The following is a 21,045-nucleotide window of genomic DNA, read 5'->3' as shown; positions in this document are numbered from 1 at the left end:
GACTTCCCCCCACAGCGACGACGCGGACCGGGCGTCGTCGCCACTCACCATGCCCCGGTCAGAGACGAAGGAGTCGAGATGATGCATGAGGATGAGGCCCGCCCGCAGATGCTGCCGGCGCTCAGCCGAAGGAACTTCCTGGTCGGTGCGAGTGCCGCCGCGGCGCTGCTCGCGATAGGGAACGCGGGGGCGTCGCCCGCGCTGGCGACATCGGCCGGCACGGTGTTGCCGCTCGTCGCGCCGCTCCCCGCCGGGCAGCCGGTGCGTTCCCAGTTCGCCCCGAACGAGCAGGTGCTGGCCGCTTATCTGATGATCGTCGCGCCGCTCGCCAACAGCGTCAGGGACGTCGCGCCGAACTACGGATGGATGGAGGACGGCTGGTGGCGCACTCCGAACCAGCCGTACAACACCCGCATCATGGAGCATGTCGCGACGCTCTCGTGGTTCTACGCCAACGACCGCCCATGGAACCCGTACTACCGCGACCCCGCTCTCCTCGGACGGCTCGACGCGGCGCTCGGCCACTACCTCTCGCTGCAGCACGCCGACGGCTCGTACCCGGAGTACTCGCCCACCGAGCACCACCTGTCGCCGACCGGATTCGGAACCGTGGCGCTCGCCGCGGTCCTCCGAGACCTCCGCGCCGCAGGCGAACTCCACGACCGCCGTCTGCAGATCCGCGACGCCATCCGCAAGAGCTCGGCCTGGCTCGTCGACACCTCGCGCCCGCATTGGAACCGACCTGTGCAGTTCGCCAATCAGGTGGTCGCCGGCCTCTCCGGAGTGGTCGAGGCGGCGCACATCCTCGGCGAGCCCGCGGTGAGCGCCTCCGTTCCGAACCGGCTGCAGATCATCCTGAAGGACGGCCAGGCTCCGGCCGGGTTCTTCCACGAACCCCTCGCGCCGGATGCCGGATACAACTTCGATGTGATGCTGCCCGATCTCGGCGCCCTCTACAAGCGGCTGCCTGACCCGTCGATCATCCAGCTGGCCGAGCGGTTCGCCGCGTGGTGGGGGTACGTCGTCGTCATGGAACCCGGGCGGAACGAAGGCTTCATCCTCTCCGGGACGAGTGCGCGCAACATCGTCGCGACGTTCGTCACCACCCCCGTGGACGATCTGGATCGCAGCGCCCTCGCGCGGACGCTGCTGCCGCACGTGCCCGCGCTGCGTGCCTTCTACGCGAGCGCGGAGGAGAAGACGCAGGCGCGAAACGCGTGGAGCGCCTCCTCGGCACCCGTGGCCCCGAGGCAGAAGCAGGATTCGTCGCCGCGGCTGCACATGCATGTCCCGCAGGCGCCGATCGGGGTGCCCGCGGCGCAGCGCGATGCCCAGGTCGCCGCGCTGCGGTATCGGGCGGAGAGCACGTTCACCGAGCTGCGCAAGGGCACCCTCGATCAGCAGTACGTGTTCGTCCGCCGCCCCGGCTACTACACCGCAGGCCTCTACGGCGTGCGGCAGAACTCGCTCCAGCGGATGGGGACGAACGCGTTCTGGCACCCCGTCGCGGGCATGCTCGCCCTCACCGTGAACAGCACGGGGCCGGATGACTGGACGACCGTCGCGGACACGGTCGGGACGGCCTCATCGCGGGGCCCGGTGACGGCGACGCATCATGCCGGCTCCACTGCATCGGGCACCGTGATCCCGGCGGATGCGCTGACGGGATACACGGGTACCTTCACCACCAGGTACGTGACCGCGGACGGCGCCGTCACCACGGATGTGACACATCGCCCGGATGGGATCAGGCGTGCGATGACGACGCCGGGAGCGTCTCGCGAGCGCATCCCGCTCATCATCGGCACCGACGATCAGGTGGTCTTCGCCAACGGCACGCCGGCGCCCTACGGACAGGAGACCATCACCGTCACCCGAGGGATCACGGTCACCCGAGGCGGCATGAGATTCGTCATCGACTGGGGTGTGGACCGCGAAGCGAAGTACGCGCCGATGGACCGGTCGTACCTCGGGAACCGAACGCACCGGATCCTCACGATCAGCTTCGCGAACTCGCTCGCCGTCGACTTGAAGGTCGTGCCGGCGGTCTGACACCCGGGTCCGCGTCGGCGCCGGCGGTTCTGCGGCGCCGACGCGGGACCGGCGGCGTCGTCCCGTCCCGCTAGGACCGCACGAGCCGCGCGATCGCGTCCGACGCTTCCTTGATCTTCGCGTCGGCGTCGTCGCCGCCCATGCGAGCGGCGTCCACGACGCAGTGCTTGAGGTGGTCGTCGAGAAGGCCGACGGCCACCGCCTGGAGTGCGCTGGTGAGCGCGCTGATCTGGGTGAGGATGTCGATGCAGTACTTCTCGTCGTCGACCATCTTCGTGATCCCGCGTGCCTGACCCTCGATGCGGCGCATCCGGTTCAGGTACTTGGTCTTGTCGGTGATGTAGCCGTGGGCGTGTTCGTCAGCCGTCGCTTCGGGGGTCATCTCTGCTTCCTTCGTCGCATGATCGGGTTTCAGCGGCCGAGGACGGCGCGCGTGCTCGCTTCGGGGGTGATGTCGATGCGTCGCAGCAGCTGGGCGTTCAGCGCCACGACGACGGTCGACAGGGACATCAGGATAGCCCCGACCGACATGGGCAGGACGAATCCGATGGGCGCCAGCACGCCGGCGGCGAGCGGAACCGAGAGCAGGTTGTAGCCGGCCGCCCACCACAGGTTCTGCTTCATCTTGCGGTACGCGGCGCGGGACAGCTCGATCACGGAGACCACCGACCGCGGGTCGGAGCTCGCGAGGATCACGCCGGCCGAGGCGATGGCGACATCCGTCCCCGCGCCGATCGCGATGCCCACGTCGGCCTGGGCGAGGGCGGGAGCGTCGTTGACGCCGTCACCGACCATCGCGACCTTCTTGCCCTCGGCCTGCAGCTCGGCGACCTTCCTCGACTTGTCTTCGGGGCGCACGCCGGCGAAGACCCGGTCGATGCCGAGCTCGGCGGCGACCGACTCGGCGACGGCCTGGGCATCGCCGGTGATCATGACGACCTCGACGCCGAGCCGGTGCAGAGCATCCACGGCCTGCTGCGATTCCGGGCGCACCTCGTCGGCGAGCTTCAGCCCGCCCACGACCTGTCCGTCGACCACGACGTGCAGGATGATGGCGCCCTCGCCCCGCCACTGATCCGCGGCCGGGATCTCCTGCCCGCCGACCTCGTCGAGGAGCTTCGGGCCGCCGACGCGGACCTCGCGGCCGTCGACCGTCGCCGTCACGCCGACCGCGGGCGACGAGGTGAACCCGGATGCCTTCGCGAGAGCGGTGCCCTTCTCCTGGGCGGCCCGCACGATCGCGCGGGCGAGAGGATGCTCGCTGTCGGCCTCGGCGGATGCGGCGAGGAGCAGCAGCCGGTCGGCGTCGAGGTCGCCGGTCGGCTCGACGGCGGTCACCGTCGGCGCTCCCTTGGTGAGCGTGCCGGTCTTGTCGAAGAGCACGGCATCGACCGTGCGCATGCTCTCCAGTGCCAGGCGGTCCTTGATCAGGACGCCTCCGCGAGCCGCGCGCTCGGTGGCGATCGACACGACCAGCGGGATCGCGAGGCCCAGTGCGTGCGGGCAGGCGATGACGAGGACGGTGATGCTGCGCACCACGGCGGCATCCGGGTTCCCGACCAGGGTCCAGACCACGGCGGTGAGGGCGGCCGAGAGCAGCGCGAACCAGAACAGCAGCGCGGCGGCGCGGTCGGCGATGCGCTGGGCGCGCGAGGAGGAGTTCTGCGCTTCGGTGACCAGTCGCTGGATGCCGGCCAGGGCCGTGTCGTCGCCGGTCGCCGTGATCTCGACGCGCAGACCGGAGTCGGTGGCGACGGTTCCCGCCGTGACGGTGTCTCCCGTGGCGCGGGTGACCGGACGGGATTCGCCGGTGACCATGGACTCGTCCATGGCCGCGGTGCCGTCGATGATGCGGCCGTCGGCCGGGATGCTTCCGCCGGGACGGACGACCACGACATCGCCGACGACGAGATCGGCGGGAGAGACGGTGACGACGGTGTCGCCCTCGACGCGCTCGGCCTCATCCGGCAGCAGGGCGGCGAGCGAGTCGAGTGCCGACGTGGTCTGCGCGAGCGACCGCATCTCGATCCAGTGGCCGAGCAGCATGATGACGATGAGGAGTGCGAGCTCCCACCAGAACTCGAGCTCGTGATGGAGGAGTCCCAGCGTCGCGCCCCACGAGGCGAGGAATGCGACCGTGATGGCGAGGCCGATGAGGAGCATCATGCCCGGCTTGCGTGACTTGAGCTCGCTGACGGCGCCGGCGAGGAAGGGCCAGCCGCCCCAGACGTACATGACCGTGCCCAGCACCGGCGCGATGAACCGCGCCCACCCGGGGACTTCGTAGCCGACGATCATCGCGAACATCGGCGAGAATGCCACCACGGGTACGGCGATGACGAGGTTGATCCAGAACAGGCGTCGGAACTGACCGACATGGTCGCCGTGACCTGCGTGCCCGCCGTGACCTGAGTGACCCCCATGACCGCCGTGGTTCTCGTGCCCCTCGTGATCGCCATGGCTCTCGTGGCTGCCATGGTTCTCGTGCGCAGCCTCCGGGGCATCCATCGAGTGCGCGGGCGAGTGGTGGTGCGCATGCGGATCGGTCATGGGGTCATCCTCTCTCAGGCCATGTTGGCGGCGTACTTGGCGGGGTCGGAGTCGAAGGCCGGGCCGCATCCGGCGCAGCAGAAGTAGTACCGCTCGCCCTCGTGATCGCGGAAGAGGCCCGCCGCCTCTGCGGCCTTCTTGCTGACCGGGTTGCCGACCATGACCGGGCAGGTCGTCAGATCGTCACTCGCACCGCCGGCCAGCAGGTTTGCGCGTCCGTTTCCTGCCGCGGCGGGGTTCGGGGCACTGATGCTGCAACAGCTGGCGGGTGCCTCGGTGTCGTTCGTCATGCGGGTGATTCCTCTCTCATTCTTCGGTGGGGGGCGGTGGTGGCGGAAGGGGCGTCAGGGCTTGGCGATGCTCTTGAAGCCGCGCAGGCGCAGGCTGTTGCCGACGACGAAGACGCTCGAGAGCGCCATGGCCGCACCGGCGAGCATCGGGTTCAGCATCCCGAGCGCCGCGACGGGGATCGCCGCGACGTTGTACGCGAAGGCCCAGAACAGGTTGGTCTTGATGGTTCCGAGGGTCTTGCGCGACAGTCGGATCGCATCGACGGCGCTGCGCAGGTCGCCCCGCACCAGGGTGATGTCGGATGCTTCGATCGCGACGTCCGCGCCGGTGCCCATGGCGAGACCGAGGTCGGCCTGAGCGAGGGCAGGGGCGTCGTTGACGCCGTCGCCGATCATCGCGACGGTCTTGCCCTCGCGCTGCAGTCGGGTGACGACATCGACCTTGTCCTTCGGGAGGACCTCGGCGATGACCTCTTCGATGCCCACTTCGGCGGCGATCTGGCGGGCGACCGCCTCGTTGTCGCCGGTGAGCAGGATGGGGGTCAAGCCGATCGCCTTGAACTGGGCGATCGCCTCGGCGCTGCTGGGCTTGACGGTGTCGGCCACCACGAGGATGCCGCGTGCCTGCCCGTCCCAGCCGACCGCGACGACGGTCTTGCCTTCGCCCTCGGCGCGCGCCTTCGTCGAGGTGAGCTCGCGGCTGAGCTTCTGCGACCACTCGGCGAGGAGCGAGTCACGGCCCACCAGCACGGCGTGACCGTCGACGACGCCCTGCACGCCCTTGCCCTCGATGTTCGCGAAGTCCTCGGGTGGCGACAGTGCGCCGACCTCCTGAGTGGCGCCCTTGGCGATGGCCTGCGCGATGGGGTGCTCGGAGGCATCCTCCAGTGCGCCGGCGAGCCGGAGCAGCTCCGCGCGATCGGTGCCGTCCTCGACGAACACGTCGACCAGCGTCATCCGGCCGGTGGTGACCGTTCCGGTCTTGTCCAGCACGACGGTGTCGATCTTGCGGGTGGATTCGAGAACCTCCGGGCCCTTGATGAGCACGCCCATCTGCGCGCCGCGTCCGGTGCCGACCAGCAGAGCGGTGGGGGTGGCGAGACCGAGCGCGCACGGGCAGGCGATCACGAGCACGGCGACGGCCGCCGTGAATGCCGCGGTCACCGGGAATCCGGCACCGAGCCAGCCGCCGAGCGCCACGACCGCGATCACGATCACGATGGGCACGAACACGCCGGAGATGCGGTCGGCGAGCCGCTGCACCTCGGCCTTCCCGGTCTGCGCGTCTTCGACGAGCTGCGCCATCTGCGCCAGCTGCGTGTCCGACCCGATGCGGGTCGCCCGCACCACGAGTCGACCGCCGACGTTCGTCGTGGCGCCGGTGACGGAGTCCCCCTCGGCCACTTCGACGGGCACGGCCTCGCCCGTGAGCATGGATGCATCCACGGCCGATGTCCCGGAGACGACGATGCCGTCGGTGGCGATCTTCTCGCCCGGTCGCACGATGAACTCGTCGCCGACCTGCAGGTCTTCGACGGGGACCTTCGTCTCGACGCCGCCGCGCAGGACGGCGACCTCCTTCGCTCCGAGTTCGAGGAGAGCACGCAGGGCGGCACCCGCCTGCTTCTTGGAGCGCTTCTCGAAGTAGCGCCCGGCGAGGATGAACATCGTCACCCCGGCACCCACCTCGAGGTAGATGTTGGCCGCTCCGTCGGAGGGAGCGAGCGCGAACTCGAAGGGGTGCGTCATGCCCGGCGTACCCGCGGTGCCGAAGAACAGTGCGTACAGCGACCACAGGAACGCGGCCGAGGTGCCCATCGAGATGAGCGTGTCCATGGTCGCGGCGCCGTGGCGGAGGTTCGTCCACGCGGCCTTGTGGAACGGCCACGCCGCCCAGATGATCACGGGCGCGGCCAGGGCGAGAGACGCCCACTGCCAGTACATGAACTGCAGCGCGGGGATCATCGCCATCGCGATCACGGGCACCGTCAGCACGACGGAGCCGATCAGGCGGTTGCGCAGCGAGCGCAGCTCCGGATCCTCGCCCTCGGCGTCACCGGTCGCTCCGGCGTCTGCGCGCTTGCCCTTCGGGGCGGGCAACGCGGCCGAGTAACCCGTCTTCTCCACCTCGGCGATCAGCAGTGCCGGGTCGTAGCCGTCGGGAACCGTGACCTTCGCCTTCTCGGTCGCATAGTTCACGGTCGCGACGACGCCCTCGAGCTTGTTGAGCTTCTTCTCGATCCGCATCGCGCAGGAGGCGCAGGTCATCCCGCCGATCTCCAACTCGACGCCGGACCCCACGCTCGAGGGTGCTGATGTGCTCATGTCCTTCTCTTTCTGCGGTGACTGTTGCTCAGGGCCGCGGCGGATGGCCGGCGGCCGGGCGTCGTGCGAGGCTCAGTGGCCGTCGTCGTGCGCGTCGTCGTCGGATGCCGGTGCGTCCCCGGCGGGGGCGGCGGCATCGAGCACGAACTCGGCGGTGTGCACCGTGCCGTCGACCTGGAAGTCCAGGTACAGCAGGTAGCGGCCCGCGGTCGGGGCCTCGGCGGCGAAGGCGATCTCCGGACCGGAGGTCTCTCCCGCCTTCGGCTCGTCGCCCGCGGCGTGCACGTGCAGGTAGGCGAGGTCGCCCTCGCGCAGCGCGACCAGGTGGCCGAAGGCACCGAGGTACGGTTCCAGGCCGGTCACCGGGGCGCCGTCCTTCGTGAGGGTGAAGGTCAGGTCGCTCGCCGATCCGGCTTCGAGCGCCCCGTCGAGCGACACGGTGAAGCCGTCGACCTCGGCGACCTGCGTCGGCTCGGGTGTGACGGGCGTGAACTCGCCGGCGACCTGCACGGTGTGCGTGAGGGTGAGCGAGGGGGCGTCCGCGCCGGCCGGCGTGAAGTCGGCGAAGACGCGGTAGGTGCCGGCGGCGTCCCATTCCCACGGCAGCGACCACGTGCCCGTGGCCTCGTCCAGCGTGGGGTGCACGTGACGGAACTGACTTCCGTCTGAACGCACCACGATCAGGTGCAGGTCCTTGTCGTGCGCGGTCGTGTACTCCGTGACCGGGGTGCCGTGCGCGTCGCGGATCTGGAAGCTCAGCTCGCCGGGCTCGTCCGCCCCCGCCGGTGCCTCGACCGGAGACAGTGCGTATCCTTCGAGGCTCAGCGAGAGTCCCTTGAGGGTGTCCGCTGCTGCGCTCGCCGCATCCTCCGTGGTCGCGACTGCGCCGTGTGCTCCGTGCTCTTCCATCTCGGTACCTTTCGTCCACTCACTGACAACGCTCGGGGGGATGATGGCCTGGGCGAGGCCGAATGCCGCGCCGAACGCCACCACCACCCCCGCCCCGTACAGGGCGAGCCGCGCCCCGGCGTTCATGCCTTCCGCACCGCCGAGTACCCGGCCTCGGCGACGGCGGCCAGGATCTGCGCGTCATCGACGGAGTCGGAACCGGTGACGAGGAGCACGCCCGTCTGCGCACTCACCTGGATGTCTTCGACGCCCGGGACCTCGGCGACCTCTTCGCGGACCGACATCTCGCAGTGTCCGCAGGTCATCCCGGTCACCTGGAATTCGTTCGTGGTCATCGCGTATCCTCTTTTCGATCAGTACCCGTACCGGGTATCAGTGACAACGGTATACCCATGAGGGGTATTCCTCAACCGGCCGGATCCGTTGCGCGGACCCGGCCGGGTCGGCGGTCGGGGGTGTTCTACGACGCGGGTGTCGTGCTCCGCGTCCGGCGACGCGCATCCGCCACGTCATCCGAGGGGATCACGAGCGTGGGGCGCGTGGCGTGGTGGAGCACGTTCGCCGAGGTGCTCCCCAGCAGCGTCGCCTTGATTCCGCGCAGCCCTCGGGATCCCAGCACGATCAGGTCGACGTCGAGCTCCTCGGCGGCATCCACGATCGCTTCGGATGCGGTGGCCATCGTCGACGAGATGAGCGGCTCCGCCTGCAGTCCGAGGTCGCGAGCCAGCTGCGCACCGTCGGTGGCGATCTTCTCCGACACGTCGAGTGCTGCGGCGTCGAGGCCCTGCAGGCTCTCGAGGGCCGGATGGCCTTCGAGGTGCGCCGCGAAGCCTTCCAACGGTTGACGGGCGTAGAACAGCACCGCGGTCGCGCCGGGGAAGAGTCCGGCGACGGTGTGCATCGCGCTCTGCGCGTTGGGTGAGCCGTCGTAGGCGATGAGTACTTTCAGGGTGGACATGATTCTTTCCTTACGGGTCAGGGGTCACTGGTCGTCGTCGGAGAGTCGGGGATCAGGCCGATACCGACTCCTCGGAGACGAAGGCCGCTGCCCGCGGCTTCCTCATGGCGATCGCCGTGATGATCGCTCCCAGCAGGGCGAGGATCGCCGCGCCGATGAAGGCGGCGGAGTATCCCTGGGTGAGCTCGACCGTGGTGGAGTCGTGCCCGGCGATGCCGTAGACGATCGCCGTGAGGACGGCGAGTCCGAGCGCGGATCCGATCTGATAGCTGGTGCTGACCAGCCCGGAGGCCACGCCGGTCTCCGCCGGAGGTGCCGCGTTGATGGCGGTGCCGAGCGACGGGACGAAAGCCAGCGACATACCGAGAGCGGCGAGCAGCGAGGCGGGCAGGACATCGACGGCGTAGGTGCCGTCCGGTCGGATGAAGGCGAGCCACGCCAGCCCACCGGCCAGTAGGAGGAGTCCGCTGACGATCAGCGCCTTGGCACCGAACCGCTCCTGTAGTCGGGGTGCCAGTGCGATCATGACGAGCACGACCAGTCCGGTCATCGGCAGCAGTGCGGCACCGGCGGCGAATGCGCTCGCACCGAGCACCTGCTGCAGGTACAGGTTGAGGAAGAACCACATCGACACCCAGGCGGCGCCGAGCATCAACTGGGCGACGTTCGCCGCTCCGAGAAGCGGGGCGCGCAGCAGTCCGAGGCGCAGCAGCGGGTTGCGACTGCGGGCCTGGATGAGGAAGAAGATCAGCAGCAGGACGATTCCGGCCGCCAGCATCCCGAGGGTCGACCAGGTGAGCCAGCCGATCTCCGGTGCGTTGACGACGGCGTAGACCACGGCCGCGAGTCCGAGGGTCACCGTGACCGCTCCGCCGATGTCGATCGAGCCCGATGCCTTGCGGACGGTGCGGGGGAGGGCGGTGCCGGTGAAGGCGAGCACGAGGAGCGCGATCGGCACGGTGACGTAGAACACCCACGGCCAGCTCACGTACTCGGTCAGGACTCCGCCGAGGAAGACACCGGCCGTGCCGCCAATGGGTGCGGCGGCGCCGTAGACGGCGAACGCCTTGGGGAGGTCGGAGGTCCCGCCGAACAGCATCATGAGCAGGGTCAGAGCTGCGGGGGCGATCATCGCGGATCCGGCGCCCTGGATGGCGCGTCCGGCGATCTCGACGCCGACGTTGCCGGCGGCCCCGGCCATGATCGAGCCGACGATGAGGACGATCCAGCCGAGCACGAAGATCTTGCGGGCGCCGAATGCGTCGGAGAGGCGTCCACCCAGCAGGAGCAGGCCGCCGAATGCGACGACGTAGGCGTTGAACACCCAGGACAGCGACTCGGGGGTGAAGCCGAGAGCCCTCTGGATGTCGGGTAGGGCGACGCCGATGATCGATGTGTCCATGATCACGACGAATTGCGCGGTGGCTATCAGCACGAGGCCGAGCCACCGCTTCGCGGGTGACAGGGGTCGGGATGTGGACATGGTCGTTCCTCCTGGAAGCTCGCCGGGATGTCCGGGTCGCGGTGTAGCCTATACCCATAGGGGGTAGGGGTAACGCCACGAACTACATCTCAGGAGAAAGCACGGGAGAACGAGAAGAGCGGCGGAAAGATCACCTTCCCGCCGCTCTTCGTGATGCCTCGGACGGGCTCCCCGGGTCAGCCCGGTGCCAGCGTGGCGAGCTCGCCGAGAAGGGGCGGATCTGCCCCCGGCCGGGAGACGGTGACCGCTGCGGCGCGGGCGCTGAAGCGGAGGAGCTCGGCTAGGGAGTCGCCGTCGATGCGGCGCAGCTTCTCGCGCGATTCCGCCGAATCGAGGCCGAGATCGAGGAGACCGTGGATGAGCGCGCTCATGAAGGTGTCACCCGCCCCGACCGTATCGACGACATTCACTGGTCGCCCGGGAACATGCGTCACGCCGTCGCGGGCCACGGCGAAGGCACCGCTCGCGCCCTTCGTGACCACGATCACCGACGGCCCCTGCTGCAGCCACGACCGGGCCACGTCGAGAGGGTCGACGTCGGGATACAGCCACGCCAGATCTTCGTCGCTGGCTTTCACGAGGTCGGCGAGGGCCACGAAGCTCTCCACGTCGCCGACGGCCCGACGACGGTCGGGGAGAAGTGCCGGACGCACATTGGGGTCGTACGTGATCAACGATGTCTCCCGCATCGCCGTGAGATGCGCGCGCACGACCGCGGCCCCGGGATCCATCAGAGCGGCGATGGAGCCGGTGTGCACGATTCCGATGTTGTTGCTGTGGGAGAGCGCGGCCGCGGCCAACGACCAGGAGATGTCGAACTCGTAGCGGGCCGAACCGGATTCGTCGAGGTGCGCGGTCGCTGTCGCCGTCTTCGTCGTCGCCGAAGAGGTGACCCGGACCCCTGCCTTGTGCAGCCACTCGCGCACCTGATCGCCGTGCGCATCGTCGCCGAGCTGGGTCAGGAAGTGCGCGGTGTCGCCGAGGCGACCGAGGGCGAGGGCGACATTGGCGGGGCTCCCGCCGGGGCTCTCGTCGATGCGCCCATCTCCGCGATGGACGACATCGACGAGAGCTTCTCCGATGACCAGGACGTGACGGCTCATGAACGCCCGGTGGGCGTCAGGAAGGAGAGGACGCTCTGCGGTTCGACGATCCGCGGAGTGAGAGCGGCGTTGAACGCGCGCCCCGCCTCCGCACCGAGGTGCGCGTCGAACGCCTCCCGGTCCCGGTACCGCTCGAAGACGACGAAGCGGTCCGGGTCCTCGGCCCGGCGATAGACCTCGAAGGTCTCGTTGCCGGGCTCGGCCCGCACGCTCTGCGCATACTCCTGGATCAGGGCGTCGACCTCGTCGGCCGCGGCGGGCAGCGCCGTGAACTCGGCGGAGAGGACGACCTGGCTGTCGCTCATGCCTGCGCTGCTCCCGTCATGATGGCCACGGCATCGGTCATGCTGTGCGACTGCGGCGTGATGGTCGCGGCCTTCTTGCCGAGGCGCTGGATGTGGATGCGGTCGGCGACCTGGAACACGTGCGGCATGTTGTGGGAGATGAGGATGACGGGCACGCCGTTGCCTCGGAGGTTCTCGATCAGCTCGAGCACCTGGTTCGACTCGCGCACACCCAGGGCCGCGGTCGGCTCGTCGAGGATGACCACCTTCGAGCCGAAGGCCGCCGCCCGCGCCACGGCCACGGCCTGACGCTGACCTCCGGAGAGGTTCTCGACCGAGACGGTCACATCCTGCAGCGTCGAGATCCCCAGCTTCAGCACCTGGTCGCGGGCGTCCTTGCGCATGCCGGCGGTGTCGAGCGCGCGGAACACGGAGCCGAGGATGCCGGGCTTGCGGCGCTCGCGCCCGAGGTACAGGTTGGCGGCGACGTCGAGCGCGGGGGAGACGGCGAGGTTCTGATAGACCGTCTCGATCCCGGCGTTGCGCGCATCCTGGGGTCCCTTGAACTGCACCGGCTGTCCGTCGAGGAGCAGCTGTCCCTCGTCGGGGATGTACGCGCCGGTGAGGCACTTGATCAGCGTCGACTTGCCGGCGCCGTTGTCGCCGATGATCGCGAGGACCTCGCCGGCGTGCAGCTGCAGGCTCACGCCATCGAGACCGACCACGCGGCCGAACGTCTTCACGAGGCGCTTGGCCTCGAGCACGGGAACGCCGGTGGGTGTCGGTGCCGGCGAGAGGGTTTCCGCTGTCTGGCTCATTTGCGTACCTTTCGGATCCACTGGTCGATGGCGACCGCGACGATGACGAGGATGCCGATCGCGAGGGTCTGGTAGAGACCGTCGACGCCGGCGAGGAAGAGGCCGTTGCGGAAGACGCCGACGATGATCGCGCCCAGCAACGTGCCCCAGATGATGCCGCGACCGCCGAACAGCGACGTCCCGCCGATGACCACGGCCGTGATGGAGTCGAGGTTGAGGTCGGCGCCGGCGTTGGGGCTGGCTGCGCCCGAGCGGCCGATCTGGATCCAGGCGGCGACGGCGAGGATGGCGCCGGCCGCGATGTAGACGCTGAACAGCACCTTCTTGGTCGAGATGCCAGCGAGGCGTGCAGCATCCGCGTCGTCGCCGACGGCGTAGACGTGGCGACCCCAGGCGGTGCGGCCGAGGATGTACGCGACGAGGGCGTACAGCGCGAGCATGATCAGCACGCCCACGGTGAGGCGGACGTCGCCGATCGGCAGCGCGGTGGCGGTCCAGGTGAGCAGCTCCGGCATGTCCGACTTCCGGATCGTCTGGCCGCCGCTGTAGAGCAGGGTCAGGGCGATGAAGACGTTGAACGTACCGAGCGTCGCGATGAACGGAGGCAGCTTCACGCGGGTGACGAGCAGACCGTTGAGGGCTCCCGCGGCGAGGGCGGCGATGAGTCCGGCGAGTAGGGCGATCGGCGCGGGGAGCCCGTTGTTCGCGGCGGTCTGCGCCATCACCATCGAGGTGCCGATCATCAGCGCGCCCACCGACAGGTCGATGCCCGCGGTGAGGATGATCAGGGTCTGCGCGATGGCGACGGTGCCGACGACCGAGACCTGGTCGAGCACGAGCGAGAGGTTCGCTGCGGCGAAGAAGCGGGGGTTGATCGCGCCGAACACGATGACGGCGATGACGAGCACGACGGCGGGGCTGATCGCCGGGTATCGGTGCAGGACGCCGCGGACGCGATCCACCGGCGTGCGGTGGTCGAGGAACTCGGCGGCGAGATCCAGAGAGGATGTGGGGGCTGTTTGCGTCACGATGTCACTTCCATAGGTCGTTCCGGGGATGCCGCGGACCGGTGTGCGGCCCGCGGCATCCGCAGGAGTACTGCTTACTCGCCGCCCCAGCAGATGCCGGAGGCTTCGGCGGTGTCGATCGACTTCACGCCGTCGACGGGCTGGTCGGTCACGAGCTCGACCCCGGTGTTGAAGAAGTCGAGGCCTTCGGAGTTCTCCGGCTTCGTGCCGTCGTTGACGAGGTCGACGATCGCCTGGACGCCCAGCTCGGCCATCTTCACCGGGTACTGCTGGCTCGTCGCGTCGATGATCCCGTCCTCGACCTGACCGACACCGGCACAGCCGCCGTCGATCGAGACGATCAGGACGTCGTCCTTGCTCTTGCCCGCGGCTTCGAGGGCCTGGTAGGCGCCGTAGGCTGCGGGCTCGTTGATCGTGTAGACGACATTGATGTCGGGGTCCTTGGCGAGGAGGTTCTCCATCGCGGTACGCCCGCCGTCTTCGGCGCCCTGCGACGCCTCGTTGCCGACGATCGTGTACGAGCCGCCCTTGCCGCCGCTGTAGGAGCCGTCGGACTCCTCGTCGCCGTTGACCTGGTCGTCGCCGAGCTCGATGCCCATGCCGTCGAGGAAGCCCTGATCGCGGTTGTAGTCCACGCTCACGGCCTTGTCGTCGAACAGGTCGATCATTCCGATCACGGCGTCTTCACCGTCGAGCGTCGCCGCGGTCCACTGGCCGATGTACTGGCCGGCGAGGAAGTTGTCGGTCGCGAACGTGATGTCCACGGCGTCGGCGGGGTCGGGTGCGGTGTCGAGGGCGATCACGAAGATCCCCGCGTCGCGGGCCTTGTCGATCGCGTCGAGCACGGCCGGGCCGTTGGGGGTGATCAGGATGCCCTTGTCGCCCTTGGAGATCGCGGCCTCGATGGCCTGGATCTGGGTGTCCTCATCGCCGTCTTCCTTGCCGGCGGCGAGGGTGAGCGAGACGCCGTCCTTCTCGGCCGCAGCCTTGGCGCCGTCCTGCATCGCCACGAAGAACGGGTTGGAGTTGGTCTTCACGATGAGCGAGACGCCGATCGTGTCGTCGTCGGAACCGCCGCCTCCGGCGTTCGTGCCGCCGGAGCAGCCGGTCAGCGTCAGTGCAAGACCTGCCGACACCGAGACCGCGGCCAGAACGGCGCGGGTGAATCGTGGGGTGTGCTTCGTCATTGAGTTCCTCTCGGCCGTCGTCGCCCGGTTGACAACGATGTCAAGGGCAGTTCTAGTCGATCGCTGAAGTAGAGTCAAGTCACCCTTCAGGAAATGAGACTCAAGCGTGACATCGATGTCGACAACTCCGGCACACCGGCCCCGCGCGACGATGAAGCACGTCGCCGCGCTTGCAGGCGTCGGGGTCAAGACGGTGTCCCGCGTGATCAACGACGAGCCGAACGTGACCGAGGCCACAGCGGAACGGGTGTGGAACGCGGTTCGCGAACTCGACTACCAGCTCGACCTGCAGGCGGGGAGTCTGCGCCGCGCCGATGGGCGCACCCGCACCCTGGGGCTCCTGGTCGGAAGTGTGGACAACCCGTTCGCCGGCGCCATCCATCGGGCCGTCGAAGACATCGCATCCGCCCGCGGCGTCGCCGTCTTCGCCTCGAGCATGGATGACGATGCCGGGCGGGAGTCGGAGGCCGTGCGGGCATTCCTCCAGCGCCGTGTCGACGGGCTGATCCTCACCACGGCCAGTGATCACCCCGAGTATCTGCCCCTGCTCCGCGAGCGCGGTCTGCCCGTCGTCTACATCGACCGCGAGCCGGTGGAGCCCGAGGTCGACAGTGTCGCCAGCGACAACCGCGCAGGGGCGGCCGCCGCGACGGCGCACCTGCTCGCGCACGGGCATCGGCGCATCGCGCTGCTCACCGACCGGCTCGACCTCATCACCGCCCGCGAGCGTCGGCAGGGCTACTTCGATGCGCTCGCCGAGGCCGGCGTGCCGGTGGCGGAGGAACTGATCGTCACGGGCCTGCGCGACGCGGAGGATGCGCAGGCCGCGCTCGCCGATCTCCTCGCGTCGGACGCCCCGCCCACCGCCGTCTTCAGTGCGCAGAACCTCATCACGATCGGGGCCGTGCACGCGCTCCGAGCCGCCGGTCTCTCCCGGTCGACCGCCCTCGTCGGCTTCGACGACGTCGCGCTCGCCGACCTCATGGATCCGGGTGTGACCGTGGTCGCGCAAGACCCGCAGCGCATGGGAACTTTGGCGGCGGAGAGGCTGTTCGCCCTCCTCGGTGACGACGACGATGCCCCGGCGAAGACCGTCGTCCCGGTCGCGCTGATCCCGCGAGGAAGCGGCGAGATCGCTCCGCAGCCGACCTCCTGATCGCTGTTGCGCTTCTCGGCGGCGACCCCCTAAGCTCCTGCATCAACGGTTGACATCGATGTCAATCCCCTGATCGCACGAAGGAGAGCGAACCGTTGCCTGAACCCAGACGTCCGCATCGGACGCAGCCCCACATGCCCGGAAGCATCATCATCGGCGGGGCGGTGAGCGCCATGCTGGCCCTCGGCTGCGTGCTCCCCGCAGCGGCTGCCGAACCTCAGCCGGGGGATGAGCAGTACCGTCCGCTGATCCACTTCTCGCCCGAGAAGAACTGGATGAACGACCCGAACGGCATGATCTACGTCGACGGTACGTATCACCTCTTCTTCCAGCACAACCCGGCCGGAACCCGGTGGGGGAACATGAGCTGGGGGCACGCTACATCGTCGGATCTGCTGCACTGGGAGGAGCAGCCGCTGGCGATCGGGCAGACGTTCGATGAGGACGGCGACTCCATCGAGGACATCTTCTCGGGGTCGATCGTCGTCGACGAAGACAACTCGGCCGGCTTCGGCCCGGCCGGATCGAAGCCGCTCGTCGCGATCTACACCTCCGCATACACGGCCAAGCACCCGGAGCATGCGGGGCTCCAGGCCCAGTCGCTCGCGTACAGCCTCGACGACGGACAGACCTGGACCAAGTACGACGGCAACCCCGTGCTGGATCGGAACTCGGCGAACTTCCGCGACCCGAAGGTGTTCTGGTACGACGGCCCGGCCGGTTCGTACTGGGTCATGACCGCGGTCGAGGCGCTCGACCACAAGGTGGTCCTGTACAAGAGCACCGACCTCAAGTCGTGGGAGCACCTTTCCGACTTCGGACCCGCGAACTCGACGGCCGGCATCTGGGAATGCCCCGACCTGTTCGAGCTGCCGGTCGACGGCGACCCGGAGAACACCAAGTGGGTCATGGTGGTCAATCTCAACCCCGGTGCGGTCAACGGTGGAAGCGGAGGGCAGTACTTCGTCGGCGAGTTCGACGGCGTGACCTTCACCTCGGAGACCACGGACGGGCCGACCGAAGTTCCTGCCGGCACGACGTTCGCGGGTTTCGACGACGGCGACTACGACGGCTGGACCGCGTCCAACGAGCCCGGCAACTGGGCGAACGGGCCGTGGGGAAGTGCGCCGGCCGCGGGTGCCTTGGAGGGCCAGAGCCCGGTCACGGGATTCGTCGGGGAGGGGCTCGCGAACAGCTTCCTCGACCACGACTGGGCGATCGGAACCCTGGAGTCACCCGAGTTCACCGTCGAAGACGACTACATCAACCTGCTCGTCGGCGGCGGCAAGCATCCGCACGTCCCGGGTGGCCAGATCGGCAATGAGCCGCCCGCGGGGCGCACGATCTTCGACTTCGAACTGCCCGAGGGGGAGACGCTGCAGAGCACGGGTTGGGAGCTCACAGGCGACTTCGCCGTCGATCCGGCGCGGAACCCCGCGACCCAGGGCGGCGAGTACTACCTGGGCGAGAAGCGCGTGAACACCTTCGAGGGCGGCCCGAACGGCGACGCGAACGTCGGCACGATGACCTCGCCGACGTTCACGATCGACGGCGATTACGCGTCGTTCCTGATCGGCGGCGGTCGTCGGGACGACGGAACGCTCCAGGCGGAGCTGGTCGTCGACGGCGAGGCGGTGCGCTCCGCGACCGGACGCGACGGCGGTGAGCTCGACTGGGTCTCGTGGGACGTGGCCGAGTTCGACGGTCGCGACGCGCAGCTGCGCATCCGCGACGAGGCGACGGGCGGCTGGGGCCATCTGACGTTCGACCAGTTGGTCATCGGCGACGAAGAGCCGAAGAAGCGGTCGAGCGAGACGAGCGTGAACCTGATCGTCGACGGCGACGTGGTGCGCAGCGCCACCGGCTCGAACAGCGAGAACCTCGACTGGGCGTCGTGGGACGTCGAGGAGTTCCGGGGCAAGCAGGCGACCATCCGCGCCGTCGACAACAACCGGCAGGGGTGGGGGCACCTCCTGTTCGACCAGGTGACCTTCTCGGACGCGCCGGTGCCGACCGCCCTCGAGGGCTATGACTGGCTCGACTGGGGGCGTGACTACTACGCCTCGGTGTCGTACTTCGGCACTCCGTCCGGATCGCGGATCATGCAGGGCTGGATGAACAACTGGGACTACGCCGGCGACATCCCCACTTCGACGTGGCGAAGCTCGATGAGCCTGCCGCGGGAGGTCGTGCTGACCGACACGGCAGACGGGCCGCGGCTGCGCCAGCAGGTGGTCTCGCAGATCGACGGGCAGCTCGACCCGAAGGCGGCCGAGGCTCTCAGCGATGTCGCGGTTGACGGTGACACGGCGCTGGGGCTGACCGCCGAGGTGGCGAAGCTCGATGTGACGCTGCGCCCGGGCGATGCGGATGCGGCGGGGATCACGGTGTTCTCCGACGGGAAAAAGGGCACGCAGATCGGCTACGACACCCGATCAGGCAGGCTCTTCGTCGACCGGACGAACTCCGGCAACGTCGGCTTCCACCCGTCGTTCGCCTCGATCTCCGACGTTCCGCTTGCGCTCGATGACGACGGCACGGTCACACTCGAGATCTACCTGGACCGGGCGTCCGTCGAGCTGTTCACCGACGACGGGATGCTGTCGATCACCGATCAGGTGTTCCCCGAGGCGGGGGCCACGACTGTCTCCGCCTGGTCTCGCGGTGGCGCGGCCACCATCGAGGACATCACGGTCACGCCGCTCACGCCCACCATGTGGCAGGTGCCCGATCCCGTCGATGAGGCGGCGGTCACGCTCAGCAGCAAGACGGTGAAGGCCGGTGGCACGGTCACCGTCGCGGGCACCGGGTTCGAGGCCGGGGCCGGTGTGAAGCTCGAGCTGAGGTCGGACCCGGTCTCGCTCGGGGCGGCGACGGCCGACGGGAACGGAGACTTCCGTCAGCAGGTGACGATTCCCGCGGCCGTGCCGGTCGGGGCGCACACGCTCGTGGTGCTGCGGGCGGATGGCACCGAGGTGTCGGCGCCGCTGACGGTCACCGCCCGAGACGGCGGGGGGACCGGTGGCGGAACCGGCGGGGGAACCGGCGGGACCGGCGGCGGTGCGGTCGGGGACCCGGGCGGTGACGGCAGTGGATTGCCGGGCGGTCTGGCGAACACCGGTGCCGAGCCGTGGATGCTGCTGGCGGCGGGCGTCCTGACCGTGCTCACCGGTGCGGCGCTGCTGCGGCACCGCAGCCGGAGTCGTCTCCGCTGATGCCGTGTCGGCGTGTGGGGCGTAGTGAATCTGCGTCCCACACGCCGCCGGACTGCGGCGCTCCGGTCAGGTGCCCGAGCAGAGGATGAGGGTGGAGCTGACGCTGGCGCCTGTCTTCGCGCTGGAGCCGCTGTAGCCCGTGGGCAGCGTCGCGACGGCGTTGAGCTGGAAAGCGACACTGATCGACAGCGTCGTGCGGAAGGCGATCGTCGCGCCCGCGGGGAGTTCGGCGGTGAGGGTGATCAGTCTGCTCGTGCCGGAGAGGACCGCGATGTTGGCGGTGCCCCCGGTGGCGCCGAAGGCTCCGATGTTCGCGATACCGGAGCCGACGATGGTGACGGTGGTGCCGACGGGCAAAGGGGCGGTCGGTCCGGCTTGAAGCGTGAACCCCGGTCCGAGGACTCCCAGCACGCCGCAGTTGCCGCGGAGGGCGAAGGCGCCCACATCGGTGAACGACGCCGCCGCGAGCGGGGTCGCCACGGCTGCGGCGATGATCGGGACGGACCAGGCGGCGCCCTTGACGAGCGTGCGGCGCGAAACGTCCCGGTTCTTCGTGTTCTCGTCGGTCACGCGCATCAACGTAGAAGTGTGATGACGGCGGTCGGCGGCGAGGCGGCGAAGTCGGCGCACCGCGCGCGAATCCTGCGCGGAATGAGCGATTTCGCGGGCGTGGAGGAGGGGAGAAGAGGAAGAGAGGGACTGACGGGAATCGAACCCGCGCTATCTGCTTGGGAAGCAGAAGTTCTACCATTGAACTACAGTCCCGAACCCGCCCGAGAGCAGGTGAGGGCAAGCCTACCTGCCGCACGGGCGTTGGCCAAAGCGCGACTCAGCGTCGCGCGTCGACCAGGCGCTGTCGCTGGCTCCCGAGTCCGTCGATGCCGATCTCGACCACGTCGCCGGAGCGCAGGTAGGGGAAGCGTCCGGAGAGCGCGACTCCCTGCGGGGTGCCGGTGTTGATGAGGTCGCCCGGCTCGAGCACGAGGTACTGCGACAGGTGGTGCACGATCTGCGCCACGGTGAAGATCATGTCGGCGGTGTTCGAGTCCTGACGCGCCTCGCCGTTCACCGTCGACCAGAGCCGCAGCGCCTGGGGATCGACTTCATCGGCGGGGATGAGTGCAGGGCCGAGCGGGTTGAAGGTCTCGGCGTTCTTGCCCTTCGACCACTGCCCACCGGACTGCTCCACCTGGAACGCCCGTTCGGAGACGTCGTGAGAGACGACGTATCCGGCCACGTGTGCGAGCGCCTCCTCCGGGCTCGCGAGGTAGCGGGCGGTGGTACCGATCACGACGCCGAGCTCGACCTCCCAGTCCACCTTCTCGGCTCCCGGCGGGATCAGCACGTCGTCGAACGGGCCGACGATCGTGTTGGGGTGTTTGTGGAAGAGGATCGGCACCGTGGGCGGGGCGTCGCCGGATTCCGCGGCGTGCGCGGCGTAGTTCTGCCCGATGCACAGCACCGCCATCGGGCGCGCGATCGGCGCACCGACGCGCAGTGCCTCGGCGCCGTCGAACAGGGGGAGCTCACCGGCCGCGAGCGCCTCCCGCGTGCGGGTGATCCCGTCGCGGGAGAGGAACGCGCCGTCGATGTCGCCGGTGAGGGGCGTCAGGTCGTGGATGCGACCGTCGTGGCGCACGGCCGGTCGTTCGGCGCCGGCCGCGCCGAGTCGGAGGAATTCCATAGG

The 21,045-nt window shown here is 69.0% G+C and carries 18 protein-coding genes and 1 tRNA gene; 3 read left to right on the top strand and 16 right to left on the bottom strand.

Translation table 11 applies throughout. The annotated features are described in order from the left end of the window. Positions 1 to 78 precede the first annotated feature (78 nt). A complete protein-coding gene (locus BQ2383_RS07665; RefSeq protein WP_091032042.1) occupies positions 79 to 2,052 on the top strand; it encodes a twin-arginine translocation signal domain-containing protein in 1,974 nt (657 codons plus the stop codon). 70 nt (positions 2,053 to 2,122) lie between these two features. Here the strand turns inward: BQ2383_RS07665 and BQ2383_RS07660 are convergent, their stop codons facing one another. The 13 genes from BQ2383_RS07660 to BQ2383_RS07600 form a co-directional block, all read right to left on the bottom strand. After that, positions 2,123 to 2,434, bottom strand: coding sequence for a metal-sensitive transcriptional regulator (locus BQ2383_RS07660; RefSeq protein WP_091032040.1), 312 nt, complete (start codon positions 2,432 to 2,434; stop codon positions 2,123 to 2,125). 29 nt (positions 2,435 to 2,463) lie between these two features. Further along, positions 2,464 to 4,602 carry a heavy metal translocating P-type ATPase gene (locus tag BQ2383_RS07655; protein WP_091032037.1) on the bottom strand — a complete coding sequence of 713 codons (2,139 nt, stop codon included), beginning with the start codon at positions 4,600 to 4,602 and terminating at the stop codon, positions 2,464 to 2,466. A gap of 14 nt (positions 4,603 to 4,616) precedes the next feature. Then, a complete protein-coding gene (locus BQ2383_RS07650) occupies positions 4,617 to 4,892 on the bottom strand; it encodes a YHS domain-containing protein (protein ID WP_091032036.1) in 276 nt (91 codons plus the stop codon). Between the two features lie 54 nt (positions 4,893 to 4,946). Next, on the bottom strand, positions 4,947 to 7,217 hold the full coding sequence (locus tag BQ2383_RS07645) for a heavy metal translocating P-type ATPase (RefSeq protein ID WP_091032033.1): 2,271 nt from the start codon (positions 7,215 to 7,217) through the stop codon (positions 4,947 to 4,949). A gap of 72 nt (positions 7,218 to 7,289) precedes the next feature. Next, positions 7,290 to 8,252: a heavy metal-binding domain-containing protein gene (locus BQ2383_RS07640; protein WP_091032030.1), complete on the bottom strand. Its 963-nt coding sequence runs from the start codon at positions 8,250 to 8,252 to the stop codon at positions 7,290 to 7,292. Then, complete coding sequence (locus BQ2383_RS07635; RefSeq protein ID WP_091032028.1) at positions 8,249 to 8,461, bottom strand: heavy-metal-associated domain-containing protein; 213 nt, start codon at positions 8,459 to 8,461, stop codon at positions 8,249 to 8,251. The genes BQ2383_RS07640 and BQ2383_RS07635 overlap by 4 nt, the downstream gene beginning before the upstream one ends. 125 nt (positions 8,462 to 8,586) lie before the next feature. Further along, positions 8,587 to 9,084: a universal stress protein gene (locus BQ2383_RS07630; protein ID WP_091032025.1), complete on the bottom strand. Its 498-nt coding sequence runs from the start codon at positions 9,082 to 9,084 to the stop codon at positions 8,587 to 8,589. Between the two features lie 52 nt (positions 9,085 to 9,136). Next, positions 9,137 to 10,567 (bottom strand): MFS transporter, encoded by a 1,431-nt coding sequence (locus BQ2383_RS07625; protein ID WP_091032023.1) that lies wholly within the window; start codon positions 10,565 to 10,567, stop codon positions 9,137 to 9,139. Positions 10,568 to 10,743: 176 nt separating this feature from the next. Continuing rightward, positions 10,744 to 11,670: a carbohydrate kinase family protein gene (locus BQ2383_RS07620; protein WP_091032021.1), complete on the bottom strand. Its 927-nt coding sequence runs from the start codon at positions 11,668 to 11,670 to the stop codon at positions 10,744 to 10,746. Further along, on the bottom strand, positions 11,667 to 11,975 hold the full coding sequence (locus BQ2383_RS07615) for a putative quinol monooxygenase (protein WP_091032020.1): 309 nt from the start codon (positions 11,973 to 11,975) through the stop codon (positions 11,667 to 11,669). Before BQ2383_RS07615 ends, BQ2383_RS07620 begins: the two co-directional genes overlap by 4 nt. Next, positions 11,972 to 12,772: an ATP-binding cassette domain-containing protein gene (locus BQ2383_RS07610; RefSeq protein ID WP_091032017.1), complete on the bottom strand. Its 801-nt coding sequence runs from the start codon at positions 12,770 to 12,772 to the stop codon at positions 11,972 to 11,974. Before BQ2383_RS07610 ends, BQ2383_RS07615 begins: the two co-directional genes overlap by 4 nt. Further along, a complete protein-coding gene (locus BQ2383_RS07605; protein WP_167381562.1) occupies positions 12,769 to 13,800 on the bottom strand; it encodes an ABC transporter permease in 1,032 nt (343 codons plus the stop codon). Before BQ2383_RS07605 ends, BQ2383_RS07610 begins: the two co-directional genes overlap by 4 nt. Before the next feature lie 74 nt (positions 13,801 to 13,874). Next, a complete protein-coding gene (locus BQ2383_RS07600; RefSeq protein WP_091032012.1) occupies positions 13,875 to 14,987 on the bottom strand; it encodes a substrate-binding domain-containing protein in 1,113 nt (370 codons plus the stop codon). Between the two features lie 115 nt (positions 14,988 to 15,102). Here BQ2383_RS07600 and BQ2383_RS07595 point away from each other — a divergent pair, with 115 nt between their 5' ends. Beyond that, positions 15,103 to 16,143, top strand: coding sequence for a LacI family DNA-binding transcriptional regulator (locus BQ2383_RS07595; protein WP_237682264.1), 1,041 nt, complete (start codon positions 15,103 to 15,105; stop codon positions 16,141 to 16,143). A gap of 134 nt (positions 16,144 to 16,277) precedes the next feature. Then, a complete protein-coding gene (locus BQ2383_RS07590; protein ID WP_432206338.1) occupies positions 16,278 to 19,358 on the top strand; it encodes a GH32 C-terminal domain-containing protein in 3,081 nt (1,026 codons plus the stop codon). Between the two features lie 66 nt (positions 19,359 to 19,424). Here the strand turns inward: BQ2383_RS07590 and BQ2383_RS07585 are convergent, their stop codons facing one another. The 3 genes from BQ2383_RS07585 to BQ2383_RS07575 all read right to left on the bottom strand — a co-directional run bounded on the left by BQ2383_RS07585 (position 19,425) and on the right by BQ2383_RS07575 (position 21,042). Then, positions 19,425 to 19,928 carry a hypothetical protein gene (locus BQ2383_RS07585; protein WP_140403318.1) on the bottom strand — a complete coding sequence of 168 codons (504 nt, stop codon included), beginning with the start codon at positions 19,926 to 19,928 and terminating at the stop codon, positions 19,425 to 19,427. Positions 19,929 to 20,052: 124 nt separating this feature from the next. Then, positions 20,053 to 20,123, bottom strand: a tRNA-Gly gene (locus BQ2383_RS07580). Positions 20,124 to 20,187: 64 nt separating this feature from the next. Further along, positions 20,188 to 21,042, bottom strand: coding sequence for a fumarylacetoacetate hydrolase family protein (locus BQ2383_RS07575; protein ID WP_091032007.1), 855 nt, complete (start codon positions 21,040 to 21,042; stop codon positions 20,188 to 20,190). Positions 21,043 to 21,045: the final 3 nt, after the last annotated feature.

This window comes from Microbacterium oxydans (assembly GCF_900095745.1).
Taxonomy (GTDB): domain Bacteria; phylum Actinomycetota; class Actinomycetes; order Actinomycetales; family Microbacteriaceae; genus Microbacterium; species Microbacterium oxydans_B.
Note: the sequence above shows the minus strand (reverse complement) of the source record. Positions and strands in the feature narration are given on the sequence as shown.